The sequence below is a fragment of the uncultured Chloroflexus sp. genome (assembly GCF_938091255.1).
Lineage (GTDB): Bacteria > Chloroflexota > Chloroflexia > Chloroflexales > Chloroflexaceae > Chloroflexus.
On the sequence record NZ_CALLJH010000003.1, the window covers coordinates 77,383 to 94,657 of the forward strand.

Annotated in this window: 17 protein-coding genes, 1 tRNA gene, 1 other RNA gene and 1 pseudogene; 6 read left to right on the top strand and 14 right to left on the bottom strand. The window is 58.7% G+C overall.

What is annotated here, in order from left to right:
- The first annotated feature begins 152 nt into the window (after nucleotides 1-152).
- Nucleotides 153-635 (top strand): Fur family transcriptional regulator, encoded by a 483-nt coding sequence (locus tag Q1A00_RS01985; RefSeq protein WP_298404108.1) that lies wholly within the window; start codon nucleotides 153-155, stop codon nucleotides 633-635.
- Nucleotides 636-642: 7 nt separating this feature from the next.
- On the opposite strand, the gene Q1A00_RS01990 is transcribed toward Q1A00_RS01985, so the two are convergent.
- From Q1A00_RS01990 to ettA, 5 genes are all read right to left on the bottom strand, one after another.
- Nucleotides 643-1,197 (bottom strand): hypothetical protein, encoded by a 555-nt coding sequence (locus tag Q1A00_RS01990; protein WP_298404106.1) that lies wholly within the window; start codon nucleotides 1,195-1,197, stop codon nucleotides 643-645.
- 10 nt (nucleotides 1,198-1,207) lie between these two features.
- On the bottom strand, nucleotides 1,208-1,807 hold the full coding sequence (locus Q1A00_RS01995; protein WP_298404104.1) for a GNAT family N-acetyltransferase: 600 nt from the start codon (nucleotides 1,805-1,807) through the stop codon (nucleotides 1,208-1,210).
- Nucleotides 1,808-1,835: 28 nt separating this feature from the next.
- Entirely contained in the window at nucleotides 1,836-3,263 is a 1,428-nt protein-coding gene (locus Q1A00_RS02000; RefSeq protein WP_298482510.1) for a protein kinase, read from the bottom strand.
- Nucleotides 3,264-3,364: 101 nt separating this feature from the next.
- Nucleotides 3,365-4,750, bottom strand: a complete 1,386-nt coding sequence (locus tag Q1A00_RS02005) for an acetyl ornithine aminotransferase family protein (protein ID WP_298404099.1) — start codon at nucleotides 4,748-4,750, stop codon at nucleotides 3,365-3,367.
- Nucleotides 4,751-4,878: 128 nt separating this feature from the next.
- The gene (gene ettA, locus Q1A00_RS02010; protein WP_298404096.1) at nucleotides 4,879-6,555 is read right to left on the bottom strand and encodes an energy-dependent translational throttle protein EttA; all 1,677 of its coding nucleotides are present in this window, start codon (nucleotides 6,553-6,555) and stop codon (nucleotides 4,879-4,881) included.
- Between the two features lie 115 nt (nucleotides 6,556-6,670).
- On the opposite strand from ettA, the gene Q1A00_RS02015 reads away from it, so the two are divergent.
- From Q1A00_RS02015 to cdd, 4 genes are all read left to right on the top strand, one after another.
- Nucleotides 6,671-6,744: transfer RNA gene (locus tag Q1A00_RS02015), tRNA-Gln, on the top strand.
- Between the two features lie 154 nt (nucleotides 6,745-6,898).
- Nucleotides 6,899-7,837 carry a ribose-phosphate pyrophosphokinase gene (locus Q1A00_RS02020; protein WP_298404093.1) on the top strand — a complete coding sequence of 313 codons (939 nt, stop codon included), beginning with the start codon at nucleotides 6,899-6,901 and terminating at the stop codon, nucleotides 7,835-7,837.
- Between the two features lie 86 nt (nucleotides 7,838-7,923).
- Complete coding sequence (locus tag Q1A00_RS02025; protein ID WP_298404090.1) at nucleotides 7,924-9,276, top strand: hemolysin family protein; 1,353 nt, start codon at nucleotides 7,924-7,926, stop codon at nucleotides 9,274-9,276.
- Nucleotides 9,257-9,667, top strand: a complete 411-nt coding sequence (gene cdd / locus Q1A00_RS02030) for a cytidine deaminase (RefSeq protein WP_299754996.1) — start codon at nucleotides 9,257-9,259, stop codon at nucleotides 9,665-9,667. Before Q1A00_RS02025 ends, cdd begins: the two co-directional genes overlap by 20 nt.
- 105 nt (nucleotides 9,668-9,772) lie before the next feature.
- Here cdd and Q1A00_RS02035 read toward each other — a convergent pair whose 3' ends face one another.
- Nucleotides 9,773-10,420 carry a hypothetical protein gene (locus Q1A00_RS02035; protein ID WP_298404085.1) on the bottom strand — a complete coding sequence of 216 codons (648 nt, stop codon included), beginning with the start codon at nucleotides 10,418-10,420 and terminating at the stop codon, nucleotides 9,773-9,775.
- Nucleotides 10,421-10,510: 90 nt separating this feature from the next.
- Here Q1A00_RS02035 and ffs point away from each other — a divergent pair.
- Nucleotides 10,511-10,609: signal recognition particle sRNA small type (gene ffs, locus Q1A00_RS02040), an RNA gene on the top strand.
- Between the two features lie 56 nt (nucleotides 10,610-10,665).
- Here the strand turns inward: ffs and Q1A00_RS02045 are convergent.
- From Q1A00_RS02045 to tuf, 8 genes and pseudogenes are all read right to left on the bottom strand, one after another.
- Complete coding sequence (locus Q1A00_RS02045) at nucleotides 10,666-13,623, bottom strand: hypothetical protein (protein WP_298404082.1); 2,958 nt, start codon at nucleotides 13,621-13,623, stop codon at nucleotides 10,666-10,668.
- 86 nt (nucleotides 13,624-13,709) lie between these two features.
- Nucleotides 13,710-14,108: a 50S ribosomal protein L7/L12 gene (gene rplL, locus Q1A00_RS02050; protein ID WP_298404079.1), complete on the bottom strand. Its 399-nt coding sequence runs from the start codon at nucleotides 14,106-14,108 to the stop codon at nucleotides 13,710-13,712.
- A gap of 94 nt (nucleotides 14,109-14,202) precedes the next feature.
- Nucleotides 14,203-14,745, bottom strand: coding sequence for a 50S ribosomal protein L10 (gene rplJ, locus Q1A00_RS02055; protein WP_298404076.1), 543 nt, complete (start codon nucleotides 14,743-14,745; stop codon nucleotides 14,203-14,205).
- 225 nt (nucleotides 14,746-14,970) lie between these two features.
- Entirely contained in the window at nucleotides 14,971-15,684 is a 714-nt protein-coding gene (gene rplA, locus Q1A00_RS02060; RefSeq protein ID WP_298404074.1) for a 50S ribosomal protein L1, read from the bottom strand.
- Nucleotides 15,685-15,741: 57 nt separating this feature from the next.
- Nucleotides 15,742-16,167 carry a 50S ribosomal protein L11 gene (gene rplK / locus Q1A00_RS02065; RefSeq protein WP_298404073.1) on the bottom strand — a complete coding sequence of 142 codons (426 nt, stop codon included), beginning with the start codon at nucleotides 16,165-16,167 and terminating at the stop codon, nucleotides 15,742-15,744.
- Between the two features lie 84 nt (nucleotides 16,168-16,251).
- Nucleotides 16,252-16,809, bottom strand: coding sequence for a transcription termination/antitermination protein NusG (gene nusG / locus Q1A00_RS02070; RefSeq protein ID WP_066787822.1), 558 nt, complete (start codon nucleotides 16,807-16,809; stop codon nucleotides 16,252-16,254).
- A 24-nt stretch (nucleotides 16,810-16,833) separates the two neighbouring features.
- Complete coding sequence (gene secE, locus Q1A00_RS02075; RefSeq protein WP_299755003.1) at nucleotides 16,834-17,061, bottom strand: preprotein translocase subunit SecE; 228 nt, start codon at nucleotides 17,059-17,061, stop codon at nucleotides 16,834-16,836.
- Between the two features lie 72 nt (nucleotides 17,062-17,133).
- Nucleotides 17,134-17,275: pseudogene (gene tuf / locus Q1A00_RS02080) on the bottom strand (elongation factor Tu); the annotation flags it as partial.

Here is a 17,275-nt window from a genome sequence, read left to right on the forward strand (position 1 = left end):
GGATCAACGCGATAGTAGTATCGCGTTGCGCGGCAGCACCAGCGCATACGCGCTGAGCGATTAGTGCTAGAAACGGTACGGATGACGTGCGAGGGTTGAAGCGGCTCATACGCTGCTCTACCCTCGCACGTTGACTAGACGGGAAGTAGCTTATGGCAGCCTCTATCTCTCCATCGCTGCAACCACCAATCGACACCCAAGCTTGGTTAAGCGGTGTGCGCGCCGCATGGCAACGCAGTGGCCTTCGCATCACCGGACCCCGCCTCCGCGTGATCGAGACGATCGTATCGTACTGCGCTCCGTTCAGCGCCGAGCAACTCTACGCCGATCTCTGCACTCACAACGAGGCACCGGGGCGGGCAACCGTCTATCGCACGATCGAGCAACTGCACGCCAGCGGTTGGCTTGCCCGTATCCATGGCTCGGTCGGTGAAGAAGGTTACGTACCCTGCCATCCCGGCCATCTTCATCATCTGGTCTGCACGCAATGCGGCGCGGTTATCAGTTTTGAAGGCTGTGATCTAGAACAGATGCTAGCCCGTGTTGCCAAAGAGACCGGCTTTAGCGTCGAGGGGCATTTGCTGCAATTGTTTGGCCGCTGTGCGCAATGCCAAACGAAAGCTTCATCGTCGTAGCATACCGTTACGACGATGGCAACACTACCCCAAACTTGCTTAAATGGGGGCGAACAATGTCAAGCGCGCCCATTGTTTTGAGCCGCGCTGCAAGGTAGGTTACGTCGAGTTGACAGCGCCGGATGATCCCGGCAACATCATTGATATCGTGCTTCCCTTGCTCTGGCCCGCGCTGCAACAGCAGTTTGTGGGCCACAATATCTTCCGGCGCAGCGACATAGACTTGCGCGCCGAGTAATGGCATCCGGCGGCGGTGGTGCTGCATCGGTTCGTCGAGCCAGAAGGGATGGCTGGCAGCACCGCAACGCACCGTTAAATCTTCGAATAACTTGATCCCGCGCCAGATCACCCGCGAACCATCTGATTGCACCGCTTTGTGCGATTGTTGCAATAATTGGATAATCCGCGGCAACGCGCCCCGCTGCACTAGAATATCCACATCGTTGAGCGGACGCCGATCACCGTATAAATGAGCAGCCGCGCCACCGATCACGGCCCATGCCATCTGATCGCCGTCGAGCAGGCGTTGGACGATAGCAAGATTTCCGGCGATAAGTGACATTATCTTCTCCCTATATCAACGAGCCACCCGCGGCTAGCCATGCCTCGCGCGTGAGTTCCATCTCGTAAAATTCGACCTGCGCATCAAACCGGTTGCGCCGAAAATGGGGGCGCAGGTGTTGATACTGGTGATCATCCAATAAGCGGAGCACCGGTTCATTACCAATGCGCCGCCATTCGCTGCCTACGCCGACAAAACCGAGCCGTTGATAGCAACGCACCGCGCGCAGATTAAAAGCAGCAACATCGAGCACCATCCGCTGATAACCGAGCGAACCGAAATAGTAGGCAAGAAAGAGGCGCAACGCCTCACCGCCTAAACCCTGCCCTACATACGGCTGGGCCAACGAAATCCCTAACCGGGCCGACTGCCACTGCCGGTCGATCTCGCGCAACGAGATGCGCCCGATAAGTTGGCCTGACTTCAGATCAATCGCCCACGCCTCAGTGGTGCCCGTCCAATGACTATCATCTTGACCGGGTTGGTATGGTCGCGGAATATTCCACAGTGAGCTGAACGGTTCGCTATAGCGTGGCCAGCGCTCTTGCATCAGCGTATCGGCTCGCCGCCATGGCCGAATGCGAACCCGCTCGCCGAGCAATTCACGCATTTCCGCTTCCTCTGCCACCATCTCTCTCCTACGGTTGCGGACGTAAATAGTTGAGCGACATCCAGCCCTCGATGGTCTGGCCATTCAACTCCAACTGCACTTTGAGCCACGGGATATTATCGGCCATCACCGGCCCTTCCAGTTTGCGCACCACAACCCCATTTGGCACAACAGTAACAATATTGTCAGGTTGGGCGTTTGGCGCCGACCGGAGATTCAACCCTTCGGCAATATTGACCACATAAAGCTCAGGAGCGGCATTGCCCGGCCAACTCAGCTCAGGCAACGACCACGCCGGCAGATCGGGCAAGCGCGGCGCATCACCCCAACCAAACCGCCCAATCGCCCATGTTACCGCCCAAAACGAACCCCCGGCCACTATCAGCAAGAGCGTGACCATAACCAGCCAACCCATCAGGCTCCGGCTCAAGTTATACCGACGAAACTGGTCGATGTCAAACGAATTGGTCAGCACGCGGCTCATCCGGCTGCGAAGATCGTATGGATGAGTTGGCGCCGGGCGGAGATAAGGAGCTGCCGGCGGCGTTACCGGCTGGCGCTGCGCTCCACTATCGATAGGAGGACGAGCAGTGGCTGCCGGTTGCACCACTAACCGGCGGGTCTGCACCGTCAACTCGCGCCAGAGATCGTTAATCGCCAATGCCAACGCTTGCGCATCAGGGAAGCGCTGGGCCGGATCACGAGCAGTCGCCTGTGCGATCAGCCGTTCCACCGATGGCAGGTACATCGTTGGACGGATGCGGGCTAGAGGCGGCACCGACTGGGTAAGATGAGCCAACGCGGTGGCCTGCGCATCGTCGCCGTGAATCGGGCGTTGGCCGGTGATCAGCTCAAAGAGCAAAATGCCTAAAGCGTATACCGCGCTGGAAAGCTGCGGCGGCTGGCCGGCACTGAGTTCGGGCGCGCGATAATGAGCCAGATCGGCTGGGATCATCGTTGGCGCAAAGAACCAACCGTCCACTAACTTGACCTGCCCATCGCCAACTAACAAGAGGTTGGCGCTGCTAATCGGCGGATGGGCAAGACCGAGCGGCAATTCAGCCGAACGGTGGCGCTGGCAGAGCGCGATTGCTTCGGCCACTTGCCGCACGATCAAGAGTGCTTGCGCCACGCTCAATGCGCCGATGCCAAACAAAGGCCGGCCCTCCACCGCTTCGGTGATCACAAAGGGCCGGTCACCACTCTCACCGCTATCAAACACTTCAAGCAACACCGGATGCGATCGGCGCGCACTCTGGGCTGCCTCGGCCAGAAACTGCGCGCGTTTACGCGGATTGTCGCGCAATTCTTTGCGCAACAGATGGATCAAGACCGTCCGTTGCAGACGTAAGTCAGTCGCCTTGTAGACAGCAGCCAACCGTGACTCACCAAGCGCTTCGTGAACACGATACCGGCCAAAGAGGACTGGTTGCTTTGTCGCTTCAGGAGCGGTCATGCGATTGATCCATCAAAACGGCGTACACCCAGTATCCTAGCAGGCATCATCACCTCATTGTAGTTGCGCCAGCCAGATTATATTCTCTTACCAGTATACAGCTAAGCGGCCAACCCTGCATCATAGGCGGCGCTACCTTTGCCGGCAACGCATGCTTCAATCGCCAACGCAAACCGGGCCACGGCCTCATCAGCCTGCGCCATAGTGATGGTTAGCGGCGGGCAGAACCGGACAGTCGAAGCGCCACAGGTCAACACCAGCAACCCCTTGCGGAAGCTCTCCTCCATGACGGCATCGGCCAACGCGCCGGCGGGGTTACCTTGGGCATCAACAAACTCGACCCCGATCATCAACCCGCGCCCGCGCACCGCACCAATCTGCGGGAAGCGCTGCTGCAACGCCTGCAACTGTTCGAGCAGATAAGCACCAACTGTCGCCGCATTCGCCATCAGCTCTTCTTCGACCATGCAGAGCAATTCATACGCCACGGCACAGGTGAGGCCATTGCCGCCGTAGGTATTGCCGTGCGAACCGGGCTGCCACTGGCGAGCCAATTCGGTACGCGCAATCATAGCTCCTAGCGGCAAACCGCCGCCCAACCCTTTAGCCGAGGCCACGATGTCAGGCACAATGCCCTCATGCTCAAAGGCCCACATCTTGCCGGTGCGGCCAACACCGCTCTGTACTTCATCAACGATCAGCAATATACCGTAGCGATCACAGATCGAGCGCAGACGGGCTAAGGCACCGGGTGGCGGCACGACATAGCCGCCTTCGCCCTGAATCGGCTCGATAATGATCGCCGCCACCTCTTCCGGGGGCGTAGTGGTCTTGAAGAGCGTGCGCTCGATCAGATCAAGACACGCGATCTCGCACGAGGGGAATCGGAGGTTAATCGGACAGCGATAACAATTGGGATAATACGTATGGCTCACGCCCGGCAGCAGCGGAAAAAAGCCGCGACGTTGGCGCGGCTTGGAGGCCGTCAGCGAGAGACTGCCGTAGCTGCGCCCGTGAAACGCGCCGTAGAAAGCGATAATATTCTGGCGACCGGTAGCGTAGCGGGCCAATTTAATGCTCGCCTCAACCGCTTCGGTGCCGCTATTGGTGAAAAAGACCTGCCAGCCCTTACCGCCGGGCATCAGCGAAACCAGCTTTTCAGCCGCCCGCACCATCGGCTCGTTGTAAAAATCGGTGCCGGCCATGTGGGTAAACCGCTGCAACTGCTCTTGCGCCACCTTCATGAGGCGCGGGTGGCAATGACCGGCGGCCAGCACGGCAATTCCCGCATTCATATCGAGAAACCGGTTCCCATCAACATCCCACACTTCACAACCTTGGGCATGATCGATGGCGAGCGGATACACACGCCCCAACGGCGCAATCACTTCGTGATCGCGGGCTACCAACGCCTGCGCGCGCGGGCCGGGCACCGGTTCGGGCATATACTCAGCAGGCATCTTTGCCGTGTCGGTATGAGCAGTCATAACGCGCTCCTTTGCAGATCGTGATGATAGTTGCAGACAAAATATTGTAGCCGACAGACGTTGTCAGCGTCAAGCACACCGAGGAGCGTCCTGCGGTACACCTTGACTCCTCCGGTTGTTCTTGCCGGTTATCGGGTCAATTTGCGGTAGACAATCCGGTGCGGGTGATCGGCCTCGGCCCCTTTGCGGCGGCGATAATCGGCAGCGTATTCCGAATAGGTCCCGGGGAACCACACGACTTGGCTGTCGCCTTCAAACGCGAGCATGTGAGTGGCAACCCGATCGAGGAACCAGCGGTCGTGCGAGATGATCAGCGCACAGCCGGCGAAGTTCTCTAACCCTTCTTCCAGCGCGCGCAGGGTATGCACGTCGAGATCGTTGGTCGGCTCGTCGAGCAGCAAAACGTTTGCCCCCGACTTGAGGATGCGAGCGAGATGGACGCGATTGCGTTCGCCGCCCGAAAGGCTACCCACCAGTTTCTGCTGATCGCTGCCACTAAAGTTGAAGCGAGCACAGTAGGCACGTGAGTTAACTTGCCTCCCCCCCAGCACAATCTGGTCGTTCCCTTCGGTAATCGCTTCCCAGACCGTTTGCTTGGGATCGAGCACCTCACGGCTCTGATCGACGTAGCCGAGCTTGACGGAAGCGCCAACTTCAAGCGTACCGCTATCGGGTTGCTCTTGGCCGACAATCATGCGGAACAGGGTCGTCTTACCGGCACCGTTAGGACCAACGATACCCACAATCGCTCCCGGCGGCACATCGAAGCTCAGATTTTCGTAGAGCAGTTTATCGCCGTAGGCTTTGGTTACGTTGGTAGCCCGGATCACCAGATCGCCAAGTCGGGGACCGGGTGGGATGTAGATCTCAAGCTCGCGGTCGCGCTGGTCTTGGCTCTCGCTGAGCAACCGCTCGTAGGCGGCGATGCGCGCCTTCGACTTGGCATGGCGGCCCTTGGGCGCCATATTGATCCATTCCAACTCGCGCTGGAGGGCCTTTTGACGCTGCGATTCAGCCTTCTCGGTCTCGGCCAGCTTCTGCCGTTTCTGCTCAAGCCAACTCGAATAGTTGCCCCGCCACGGAATGCCGTGCCCGCGTTCGAGTTCGAGAATCCAGCCAGCAACATTGTTGAGGAAGTGACGATCGTGGGTCACGGCGATCACGGTGCCTTTGTACTCTTGCAGATGCCGTTCCAACCACGCCACTGACTCGGCATCAAGGTGGTTGGTCGGCTCATCAAGCAACAGAATATCGGGCTGCTGCAACAGCAATCGGCAGAGTGCCACCCGGCGGCGCTCACCGCCCGACAACACCGCCACTGGGGTATCACCGGGCGGACAGCGCAGCGCGTCCATCGCCAGCTCTAGCCGGCTATCGAGATTCCAGCCGTCAACGTGATCGATCTTGTCTTGCAGTTCGGCCTGCTCGGCGATCAAGGCATCGTAATCGGCATCAGGGTTGTTAAACTGCTCGGTGATCTCGTCGTAGCGGCGCAGCAGGGCCACCGTCTCGGCCATGCCCTCTTCGACCACTTCACGCACCGTCTTGGTATTGTCGAGGTGTGGTTCTTGTTCGAGCAGGCCAATCGTATAACCGGGGGCGCGGGTGATCTCGCCAGTGTAGTCTTGATCGAGACCGGCCATAATCCGCAAGAGCGAACTCTTGCCCGAACCATTGACGCCGATCACCCCAATCTTGGCGCCGTAGAAAAACGAGAGGCTGATATCTTTCAGGATTTCGCGATTGGGTGGCACCACCTTGCCCACCCGGTACATCGAGAAGATAATCTTTTGGGTATCGGTCATGCGAAAACTCCTTGGATTGAGTTATACCGCTCTTAGTGTAGCATAGAGCGGCCAACCAAATACAGCGCGCGATTGACAACACAATTTCAAGCTTATGGTATAATACTTGACGTGATGCCGGGTGGTGTAATGGTAGCACAGCGGACTTTGGATCCGTTAGTCTAGGTTCGAGTCCTAGCCCGGCAGCCATAGTAACAACCGTGCCACAGGCAATGAAACGACTGAACCCGCACAATCTGCTCTCGGCAATGGTGGTCAGGATTTCTGGCTCGGTCAATTGATTGATACGTGCGCAGTGAGCATGCTCGCTGCGCGTTTCTATTCAAGAAAGAACGACTGCATCATGGATGGTCGCCTGCTCATTTTCACCGGCAACGCCAACCCGGCGTTAGCGCAAGAGATTGCCCGCAACCTGCGCATCAATCTGGGGCGGGCGCTGGTCGGCACCTTCAAGAACGGCGAGACGCGGGTCAAGATCCACGACAATGTGCGCGGCTGCGATGTCTTTGTGATCCAGCCCACCTGCACGCCGGTAGATCACCATCTGATGGAACTGTTGATTATGATCGACGCCTTCCGGCGCGCCTCAGCCGCGCGGGTGACGGCAGTCATTCCTTATTACGGTTACGCCAAGCAAGAAAAGAAGACATCGGGGCGCGAGCCGATTACGGCTAAGCTGGTCGCCAACTTGATCCGTACCGCTGGCGCCGATCGGGTGCTGACTATGGACTTGCATGCGCCGGCAATCGAAGGCTTTTTCGATATTCCGGTCGATCACTTGCAGGCATCGCCATTATTGGCCGACTACATCCGCGAACTCAACCTTCCCAATCCGGTCGTGGTCTCACCTGATGCCGGCGGCGTGGGGCGGGCCAACCGCTTCCGCGAACGGATCGGCGCCGGCTTAGCGATCATTGCTAAGCAGCGCCTCGAACCCGATACCGCCGAAGTGATCGAGATGGTCGGCGAAGTTGAGGGCAAGACGGCGATTATCGTTGACGATATGATTTCAACCGGCGGCACACTGATCGAAGCAGCGCATACCCTGCTGGCCCGCGGCGCGCGCGCTGTCTACGCTTGCGCAACCCATGGCATCTTTGCCGACAATGCGTTGCAACTGATTGCAAAATCTGACCTGATCGAGACGATTGTCACCAATACCATTCCCCAACCGCCTGAGGCAACCGCAGCGCGCGTGCGCACAATTAGCGTCGCGCCGCTGTTTGCTGAAGCAATTATGCGGATCCACAAAGATCTGTCACTCAGCGCGCTGTTTTCATAGTTACGCAGGCATATTGCGCCCGAACGCTCTCGCAGCTTCGGGCACTATAGCAGAGTGATCGCGCCATTCTGCGCTGCGGAAGGAGGATGATTAACTTGGAGGACCCCGGTCCTAATTCGTTGATCATCGGCATTGGCCTGTGCCTTATCTTCCTCGGCATTACTTCGGCTGCCGATACAGTCTTGATGACGGTAAGCCGCCCTCGCCTGAGCGCCTTACTCGCCTCAGCCGGTCTTGGCACGCGCCGCTTTACGGCCCATTTTCTCGATGAGCCGTACCGGATCAAATCGGCCATCATCTTTCTCAATGCTGTCTTGACCATTACCGTCACCGCGTTGACCATCCAACTCACGGCACTGTATGGCATCAATGCGCTCATTGGCAGTTTGGCTGCTCTCCTGTTTGCTATTCTGCTGCTGAGCGAAGTGGTGGCCAAGGCGCTCGCGCGCCGCAACCCCGACACCACCCTGTTGGTGCTGGCCCGCCCGCTGGTGATTGTCGCCACGATCTTGTGGCCGTTGATGGCCGTGATCAATGCCATGACCCGCCCCATTTTCACCCTCTTAAGCGGCAAACCGGCCCCGCCGACGCCGCTAGTGACAGAAGAAGAGCTGCGGCTGATGATGAGCGCCGGTGAAGAGGCGGGTTGGATCGAACACGAAGAGCGTGAAATGATCGAGGGAGTCATGGACTTCGGTGACACGCTGGTGCGCGAGATTATGATCCCGCGCGTTGATGTGGCCGCGCTTGAAGTCAATAGCTCGCTCGACCGCGCGCTCGATATGGCGATCACCCGCGGTCACTCGCGCATTCCGGTCTACGAAGAGACAATTGATAATGTGGTCGGCATTCTGTACGCCAAAGACCTTATCCCTGTTTTACGCGACGGCAAGCGCGATACGCCACTGCGCGATCTCTTGCGCCCGGCCTATTTTGTGCCGGTGACGATGAAGGTTAAGGCGCTCTTGGAAGATTTGCAGCGCCGGCGCGTTCACATGGCGATTGTAGTCGATGAGTATGGCGGCACCGCTGGTATCGTCACCCTAGAGGATTTGCTCGAACAGATCGTCGGCGAAATCCGCGACGAGTACGACACCGAAGAGCCGGCGATTGTGGAAGTGGGGCCGCGCGAGTTTATCGTCGATGCTCGTGTCCCGATTGATGATGTGGCCGAATTGTTGGAAGTAGAATTCCCAGCAACGACTGCCGATCGGATCGGTGGCTTGGTGTACGAGCAGTTAGGTCGGATTCCGCGAGTGGGTGACGAAGTGACCTGCGGTGACGTCACGATAACAGTACTCTCATTGAAAGGCATTCGTGCCGAACGGTTGCACATTGTGCGGCATACGCCGGAAGAGGTAGAGGCGGCAGCGCCGGCGGAGGCCGAAAATCCTATATTGCCGCTAACCAAAGAAGCGCATGGATCAAGCAGTCCTTGATCGACTCGTTGCCGCTGCGTTGACGGCCCAAAGCCGCGCTTATGCGCCCTATTCGCAGTTTGCCGTCGGCGCAGCCGTACTCACGGCGGATGGGCAGATCTTTAGCGGCGCAAACATTGAAAATGCCTCGTACCCGTTAACGATCTGCGCCGAGCGGGTAGCGCTGTTCAACGCGCATATGGCTACAACCGAACCCGTGACAGCGCTAGCGGTGGTGACGCCGACCGCTACCGTTGCAAGCCCGTGCGGCGCGTGCCGGCAAGTGATTTTTGAATTAGCCCCACGCGCCCAGATCATTCTGCTCAACGCCGACACGAGCGAACGCCGCTTGACCACCCCGGCTGAGTTGTTGCCCTTTGGCTTTGGCCCTGAACAACTGCGCGGGGAGTAAGTGTAGCCACTAGCATAGCGTGCGGCAGTAGCGCTACTAACCGCCATCGAGTGACGCCGCGCTCGGCAGCGAGCGTTATCCCGGTGAACACTTCACGGTTAGGCTTCATTGCGGCTTGCTGCTATCCGGCGGGGTCTCCGGCATCGGCAACAACGGCGCGACCGGCTCGACTAACCGATCAACAATCGCGCTGAGCCGAGTGAATTGCGGCCCCAGTTCGGTTTCGGCGAGTGGGATGTTCACCGGCACATCAAGTTCAACCGGGATCGATGTCACCAGCTTGACATTCATATTCAAATCGACCGGCAATTCAAGCCCGGCGGGCAAAACGATTGCCACACTGGCATTGAGATTGCCGCCGCCGCCGGGAAACGTGATCTGGGCCGGCGCCTGCAACGAAACCGGCTCGGTCAATTTCACAACATTGCGCTCGGTCATGATCGTTGCGCCATTGATCGGCACATCCAGCTCGATCGGCAAGCGTGTGCTCAACGGCACCGTATAGACAATCGTCGCTGATTCAAGGTGATCAACAACATCTTGCAACTCAGCCAAATTATTGGCGGCAAAGACCGGCAAACTCTCGGCCAATTGCGCCACTTGGCGCTGGTTCATCACCAAAATCCCAATCACAATCCCCAGCACCACGAGTAGCACTGCATTCATGATGAACGATGTCCAGATCAGTGCTTTGTAGAGGGGGGCAATGCGCGCGTAACGCTTGACAGGGCGAGGCGAGGTTTCGTTGCTCATGCGTCCTCCTACAACTACAGTTGTCTCGAATAATACCACGCCTACTCGTAGATGCAAGAGTTGCGCAATCGCGATTTTGGAGTATAATGAGCTAGTGCCGCGAACGGCAGATACTTGCGGAACCCCGCCAGGACCGAAAGGTAGCAACGGTACGCGAGTTCCTCTGGGTGTTCGCGGCGCTTTGTTTTTGGCAGATGCGAAGCGGATAGGGGACGATGCTGCCGGCCAGTAGAAAGCCGGGTACGCTAAGCGCGATCATCGGCGACAATCGCCGCCGCCAGTTCGGCCAACAACTGCGTACCACCCATGCGCTGCAACATCGGCACAACTAAACTCAGCGCATGAAACATTTCTTCGCGCCCAATTGCTGCCTTGCCCAGTGTGCTCGCCAGCCGGTGCAGCGTCATCGGATCGGCAGGATCGAGCGCGGCCACAATCGCCAATTCAGCGCGTACTCGTTCATTACGGCGGCGAATCCGGCGCGCAATAGCGGCAGCCGTTGTCACCTCGCCACGCTCGACGAGCGCCACAGCCAGCGCCGCGCGGTAGCGATTGCGCACCTCGCCAGTCAGCAATTCGTCAGCCAAACGGTCGGCCAACTCAGTATCGGTTGCCGACAACAATGGCGCAATCATAACCAAGGCGCGCCCGCGTTCGCTGGCCACCTCAATTGTGCGGATCATATCGACGGCAACGAGCACCTCACCGGCCCGCGCGCGCGTGATCGCCAGATCAGCACTCGTGCGCGCCCGTTGGTCCTCGGCCACAATGGCCGCAGCTTGCGCACTTGCCGCATCCCAATCACCAATTGCCGCCAACGAACGCGCAATCTCATCGCGCGCCCAATCGCGCTCATCGTCATCGGTCATCGCAGCCAACACCTCTTGGGCGCCGGTATAATCACCCGCCTGAGCGCAGGCCACCGCGACCCGCGACAAAGCGCGTTCCAACTCTTCGCCGTTTAACTGATACGCAATCGCCAGCGCCCGATCCTTGCGGCCAATAGCGGCATGGGCCGAGGCCAAAGCCGCAAGCAAGATCGGACGATCCTCGCCTTGCAAGGCATCAATCTCGCGTGTCGCGCGCTCGGTGGCGAGATTGGCGACCAACCCTTGCAACAACAACCGCAACTCAAGCAGGGTTGTAACCCGTAACTCGCGGTTGCTAATCCGTTCGGCGGCAGCCAGCGCATCACCATCCTTATCGGCCAGCGCAAAGACCCGGGCAAGGCGGGCTAAGCCACGATCACGCTGATGCGGGCTCGCCAAGGCCGCTATGCGTTGAAACGCCGCCTCTTCGTTGCGCAACGCGAGGTCACACGCCAACTCGATCTCGGCCCATGCCCGCGCCGTCTCAACTTTCAATTCTTCGAGCAACATCTCGCCCCGTGGATCACCGATCCGGACTAATGCAACCGCCACCTCAGCCTGCGCCCATGCGGCTCGGTTCTCATGCAGTATCGCACGCGACAGCCGCCAGGCGTGATCATACTGGCCATCGACCAATAACCGGCGCACAACTAGCGTCTCAACGTGAGCGCGCCGTTCGAGCAGATCGATTTGTTCAGCGCAAGCCAAGGCTCGCTCAATATCACCCGCCTCAAGGCAAGCCGTCGCCAAGGCCTCGATCGCCTGATCACGCGCATCGCGCCATGCCCGTGACACCGGTTGCGCCTCAAGATCAAGCGCGCGCGAGAGCAAGCGCATTGCGGCACTGCGCATATTGACGCTGTAGCATGCTTCGCCGAGCTGGCGCAGCACAGCGGCTTTCGGCACGCCATCGGGTAACTGCTCGACGATGGCCGTCACCCGGCGCAGGCTACCCTCGCGACCACCGGTTTTAATCGCAGTGAGGAACGCCGCCGTCACCACTTCCCCGCTCAATTGGCGGGCGCGGGTCGCGAGCGTACCGGTGATCGCCGCAGTGCGGGCTAACGCCAACGGTGGGCCATGGGCGGCATCGTACAGCATCCAACCAGCATCACGCAATGCACCGGCCAGCCCTTCACGCAACTCGCGTTCACGCAACCACGCAGTTTGATGAGCGGTCGGTAGATGAGCCGGTCGCTGAGCCGGCGGGCACAGCGCGGTGTGGCGCGCCAGTTGGCGCACAAGGTAACGGTTCACCGGATCGAGGGGATTACGCCGCAAGCGTTCAGCGCACCATTGCGCCAATTCACCGTGAGCGGCTTCCATCTCGCGGGGTGTATGGCGAGCCAGAAAGAGGCGCACAGCGCGATGAGCATAACGTACCAGCAACAGGGTGTCTTCATCGCTCAAGCGTCGAAGGTTGATATGCACCAGTCCCTGCTCTTCCCAACGATCGAGCACCAAATGGGGATGCTCAGCGCTAATCTCGGCCAGCGCCGCTACTGGCAACGGTTCGCCGCTCGCGGCCAGCAACACCGCCAACCGCCGCTCGGTTGGATTCAACGCTTGCCACCAATCCAGCAACAAATGGTTTAAATCGGCAGGCAGATCGGCACTATTGAGCAGACCGAGATGGAGCCAGCGTTCAGCCCAGCTCAAGTAGAGCAGATTACCCTGCGCTGCGGCCAGCAACGGCGCACGCCATGGTGGCGGACAGTGACGCAGTTCGAGCAAGGTCGTCTGGGTTTGGATCAACTCACTATCAGCAACCGGCAGAACAAGACGCGCATCCGGTTCGACCGGCAATGAACCGTGCATCACCAGCGTCACCCCGGCGGGGAGATCAAACGGCAATGGCAGCGGCAACGAGCGTAACGGCTGCCGATCGCGGTCGGGAGCACTGACCAACAACACCAACGGCTGGGAAGGATCGGCCACCTCGGCCAACAGGCGTTCACAAGCGGTAGGATCGGTCAACGCTGCTGGGTCGATCAACGGCAGCGAAGGACGGCGCAGAGCAGCAATTTGAGCATAGAACGCCAGCGCACCGCTGCCGTCATCATCATCAGCTAGCCAGAGCGGCCAATCATAGCGCACCGCCAACTGGCAGAGCAAGGTAGTTGCGCCAGCGCCGATCGACGACTCGAGGGCAACAATACCTTGCCGATTACGCAGTGTGGCGACAACAGCATCAAGTAACGCTGGCCGGTCGATAGCCGAGCGCAAGCAAGCTTGCACCCGTTCTTGCTGCGCGTGCAACGACGGGGCGACAGTGGCATACAGTTCGCTAAATTGCTCGACAGCGCGAAAAGCGCGTGGCAGTATTGGCCTCATCGGGTATGTACTATACCACACCCTTGCCGAAACAGTGTACGGGCCCAGCATTGCTGTGCCCGTACACCATCGCGAGACGAAACAGCTTACTTAATCTCGACCACAGCACCAGCTTCAGCCAGCTTGGCCTTAGCCGCCTCAGCCTCTTCCTTGCTCACACCCTCGCGCACCGGCTTGGGCGCACCCTCAACCAGATCCTTCGCCTCCTTCAGGCCAAGGCTAGTCAGCTCGCGCACCACCTTAATGACCTGAATCTTGTTGGGGCCAGCCTCCTTGAGGATGACATCAAACTCAGTCTTCTCCTCAACCGGCGCAGCAGCGGCAGCGCCGTCACCGGCAGCAGCCACTGGCGCGGCAACACCCATCGCCATCACCGGCGCTGCCGCTGTCACGCCCCACTTCTCTTCCATCTTCTTCTTCAACTCGACCAGCTCGAGAACATTCAGGCCCTCGATCATCTCGATAATCGAATCGATCTTCGACATGGTATGTATACTCCTTTATGTAGTACTAATAACCTCATTCCCTGTACGGGCACAGCGTTGCTGTACCCAACAGCCCAGCACTGCTGTGCTATTCCTACGAATTCTGCGGCTGCAATTGATCAATACGAGCCTGCAAGACGTACAGCACATTGGAGATCGCGGCGTTGAGCACACCAACCACACCGGAAACCGGCGCTGCGATTCCGCCGACCACCTGTGCCAGCGCCTGCTCGCGCGACGGCAGCTTCGTCACCTGCTCAAGCGCATCGGCTGGCAGCAGCGTCTTGCCGAGCAACGCACCACGGACAGTAAAGCTCTTATTGCCTGACTTGAGATAATCAAGCAGCGCCTTCGCCACCTTCCCCGCATCATCGTAAGCAAGGGTCACTGCGGTCGGGCCGGAGAGCAACGGATCAAGCGCCTCGCGACCGGTATGATTCGCAGCAATCTTGAGCAGCGTATTTTTCGCCACCACGACTTCGCCACCGTGCTCACGCAACTTTCGGCGCAGCTCGGTCATATCAGCAACGGTCATGCCACGACCACTCCCACGATAGTCAGCCACTACGACCAACTGAGCGCGGCGCAGCTTCTCGGTCAACTCATGAACGGTTTCAATCTTGCGCTGCGTTGGCATCTATCTCACCTCCTCTCTGATGAAGTCACAATAAAAATGGTCGCTCGCGTCCTGAGACCGAGCGACCGAGATGAGCGCAGCCAAACACTGCGCACTATCGATAGAGCGAGCGCAACGCTCACGGCTATCGCATCTCAGACACCACCTCGGCCGGCGGCCCAACGGGGGCCATTACGAGCGCATGCTCACCGGCTGTCTCAGGCAGCCACGAGATAGATATAACTGTTACGGCTTAAAGGTTTGCGCCGCGGCTGGATCAACCGGCACACCGGGACCCATCGTGCTGGTCAGGGTCACAGTGCGAATATACGTGCCTTTCGCGCCACTCGGCTTCGCTGCCTTGACCGCATCCATCAAGGCGACAAAATTCTCGGCCAACTGCTGCGGAGTAAAGCTCACCTTCCCGATCGCCACGTGCAGAATGCCAGTTTTATCGTTGCGGAATTCAACACGGCCACCCTTAACTTCGCGGATGGTGCGGGCGAGGTCGGCAGCCGGCACTATCGTACCGCTCTTAGGGTTTGGCATCAGACCGCGAGGACCGAGCTTGCGACCAATGCGACCAACCTTACCCATCATATCGGGAGTTGCGATTGCCACATCGAAATCGAAGAAATTCTCGCGATCGATCTTGGCAATCAGATCATCGCTCCCAGCGTAATCAGCACCAGCATCGAGCGCTGCCTGCACCGCCTCACCCTGCGCGAAGACGAGCACCCGCACCGTCTTGCCGGTACCGTGGGGCAACGCAACCGTCGTGCGGATATTCTGATCGGCGTGACGCGGATCGATGCCCAGACGCAGGTGCGCTTCGACCGTCGCATCAAACTTGGCATACGACGTCTCTTTCACCAGCGCCAGCGCCTCGGCTGGAGTGTAGAGACGCGAGCGATCAATCTTCGCCAGCGCGGCGAGATACTTTTTTCCGTGCTTTGGCATGGTAACACTCCGGGTGGTGATGGCGGATCAATTGATCCTCCCACCAACTAACAACGCTTATTCAACGATCTTAATGCCCATGCTGCGGGCAGTGCCGGCAATAATCCGTTCCGCCGCCTCAATATCATTTGCGTTCATATCGGGCAGCTTCTGCTGGGCAATCTGGCGCAGCTGGGCGCGGGTAATAGACCCTACCGTGGTGCGCTTCGGATTGCTCGCACCTTTCTGCACCCCAGCAGCCTTACGCAACAGGTCAGCCGCTGGCGGCGTCAACAGGCGAGCGACGAAGGAGCGATCGCTATAGATCGAGATTTCGACCGGGACAATGCTGCCGGCTTGCGAAGCCGACTTCTCATTGTACTCCTTTACGAACGCCATGATATTAATGCCGTACTGGCCGAGCGCCGGACCAACGGGCGGCGCCGGTGTCGCCTTACCAGCCGGCAACTGCAGCTTGACAACTGCGACAAGTTTCTTAGCCACAACACTACTCCTTACATAGCGGGAAGCAGTGAAACGCCTTCCCTCCCTCACGCAGCCGGCGAGGTCACGGATAACGGAACCATCTTACTCAACCAACCGGGTCACTTGCAAGAAGTCAAGCTCCACCGGCGCTTCCCGACCAAAGAACGAGACCAGCACCCGCACGCGGCCCCGCTCGTGGTCGATCGCATCAACGATGCCCTCGAAATCGGTGAATGGGCCATCGATAATCTTAACAGCCTGCCCCTTCTGATAGCTGACGCGCACCTTCGGCGCTTCGCCCTCCATCTGGCGCAGAATGGCCTTTACCTCTTCATCCTCAAGCGGGGTCGGCTTATTCCCATGCCCGACAAAGCTCGTCACACCCGGCGTATTACGCACCACATACCACGAATCGTCAGTCAGGCGCATTTGCACCAACACATAACCGGGATAGATCTTCTTGTTGACTGTGCGGCGCTGGCCATTCTTGATTTCAATCTCTTCTTCGGTCGGCACAATGACGCGAAAAATCTGGTCTTGCATCTCCATCGAGGCAATGCGATGCTCCAGATTTTGCTTTACTTTATTCTCGTAGCCTGAGTACGTGTGAATCACGTACCAACGCCGATCATCAGTCTCTTTTTCTTTTTCCTCAGACATGGGCAGCCCCCGTTCGCGAACAGCTTACTGGACGAGGCTCACGAGGCTCGTGTAGAGGAAGGTGAAGATCGAATCACTAATAAAAAGTAGCAACCCGATCACCAACGACACTACAATCACGAGCACCGTCAGGCGAATCGTCTCTTCGCGGCTTGGCCAAACGACTTGCCGTAACTCGCTGCGCGTCTCGCGAAACGTGCGCACGAGGATGTTTTCTTGAATGTCGCGCTCTGTATCTTTGGCCACGGCCATTGTATACCCTTCACTTTGAAGCTGCCGGCAGCGGCAAGGCCACCGGCAGCTCAGCGAATCCGGCCTCAGGCGTTAATCAAGGATCTTGGTCACGACGCCGGCGCCAACGGTGCGACCACCCTCGCGGATTGCGAAGCGGAGGCCCTCTTCGATGGCCACCGGCACGATCAGCTCAATCGTCATCACCACGTTATCGCCCGGCATCACCATCTCC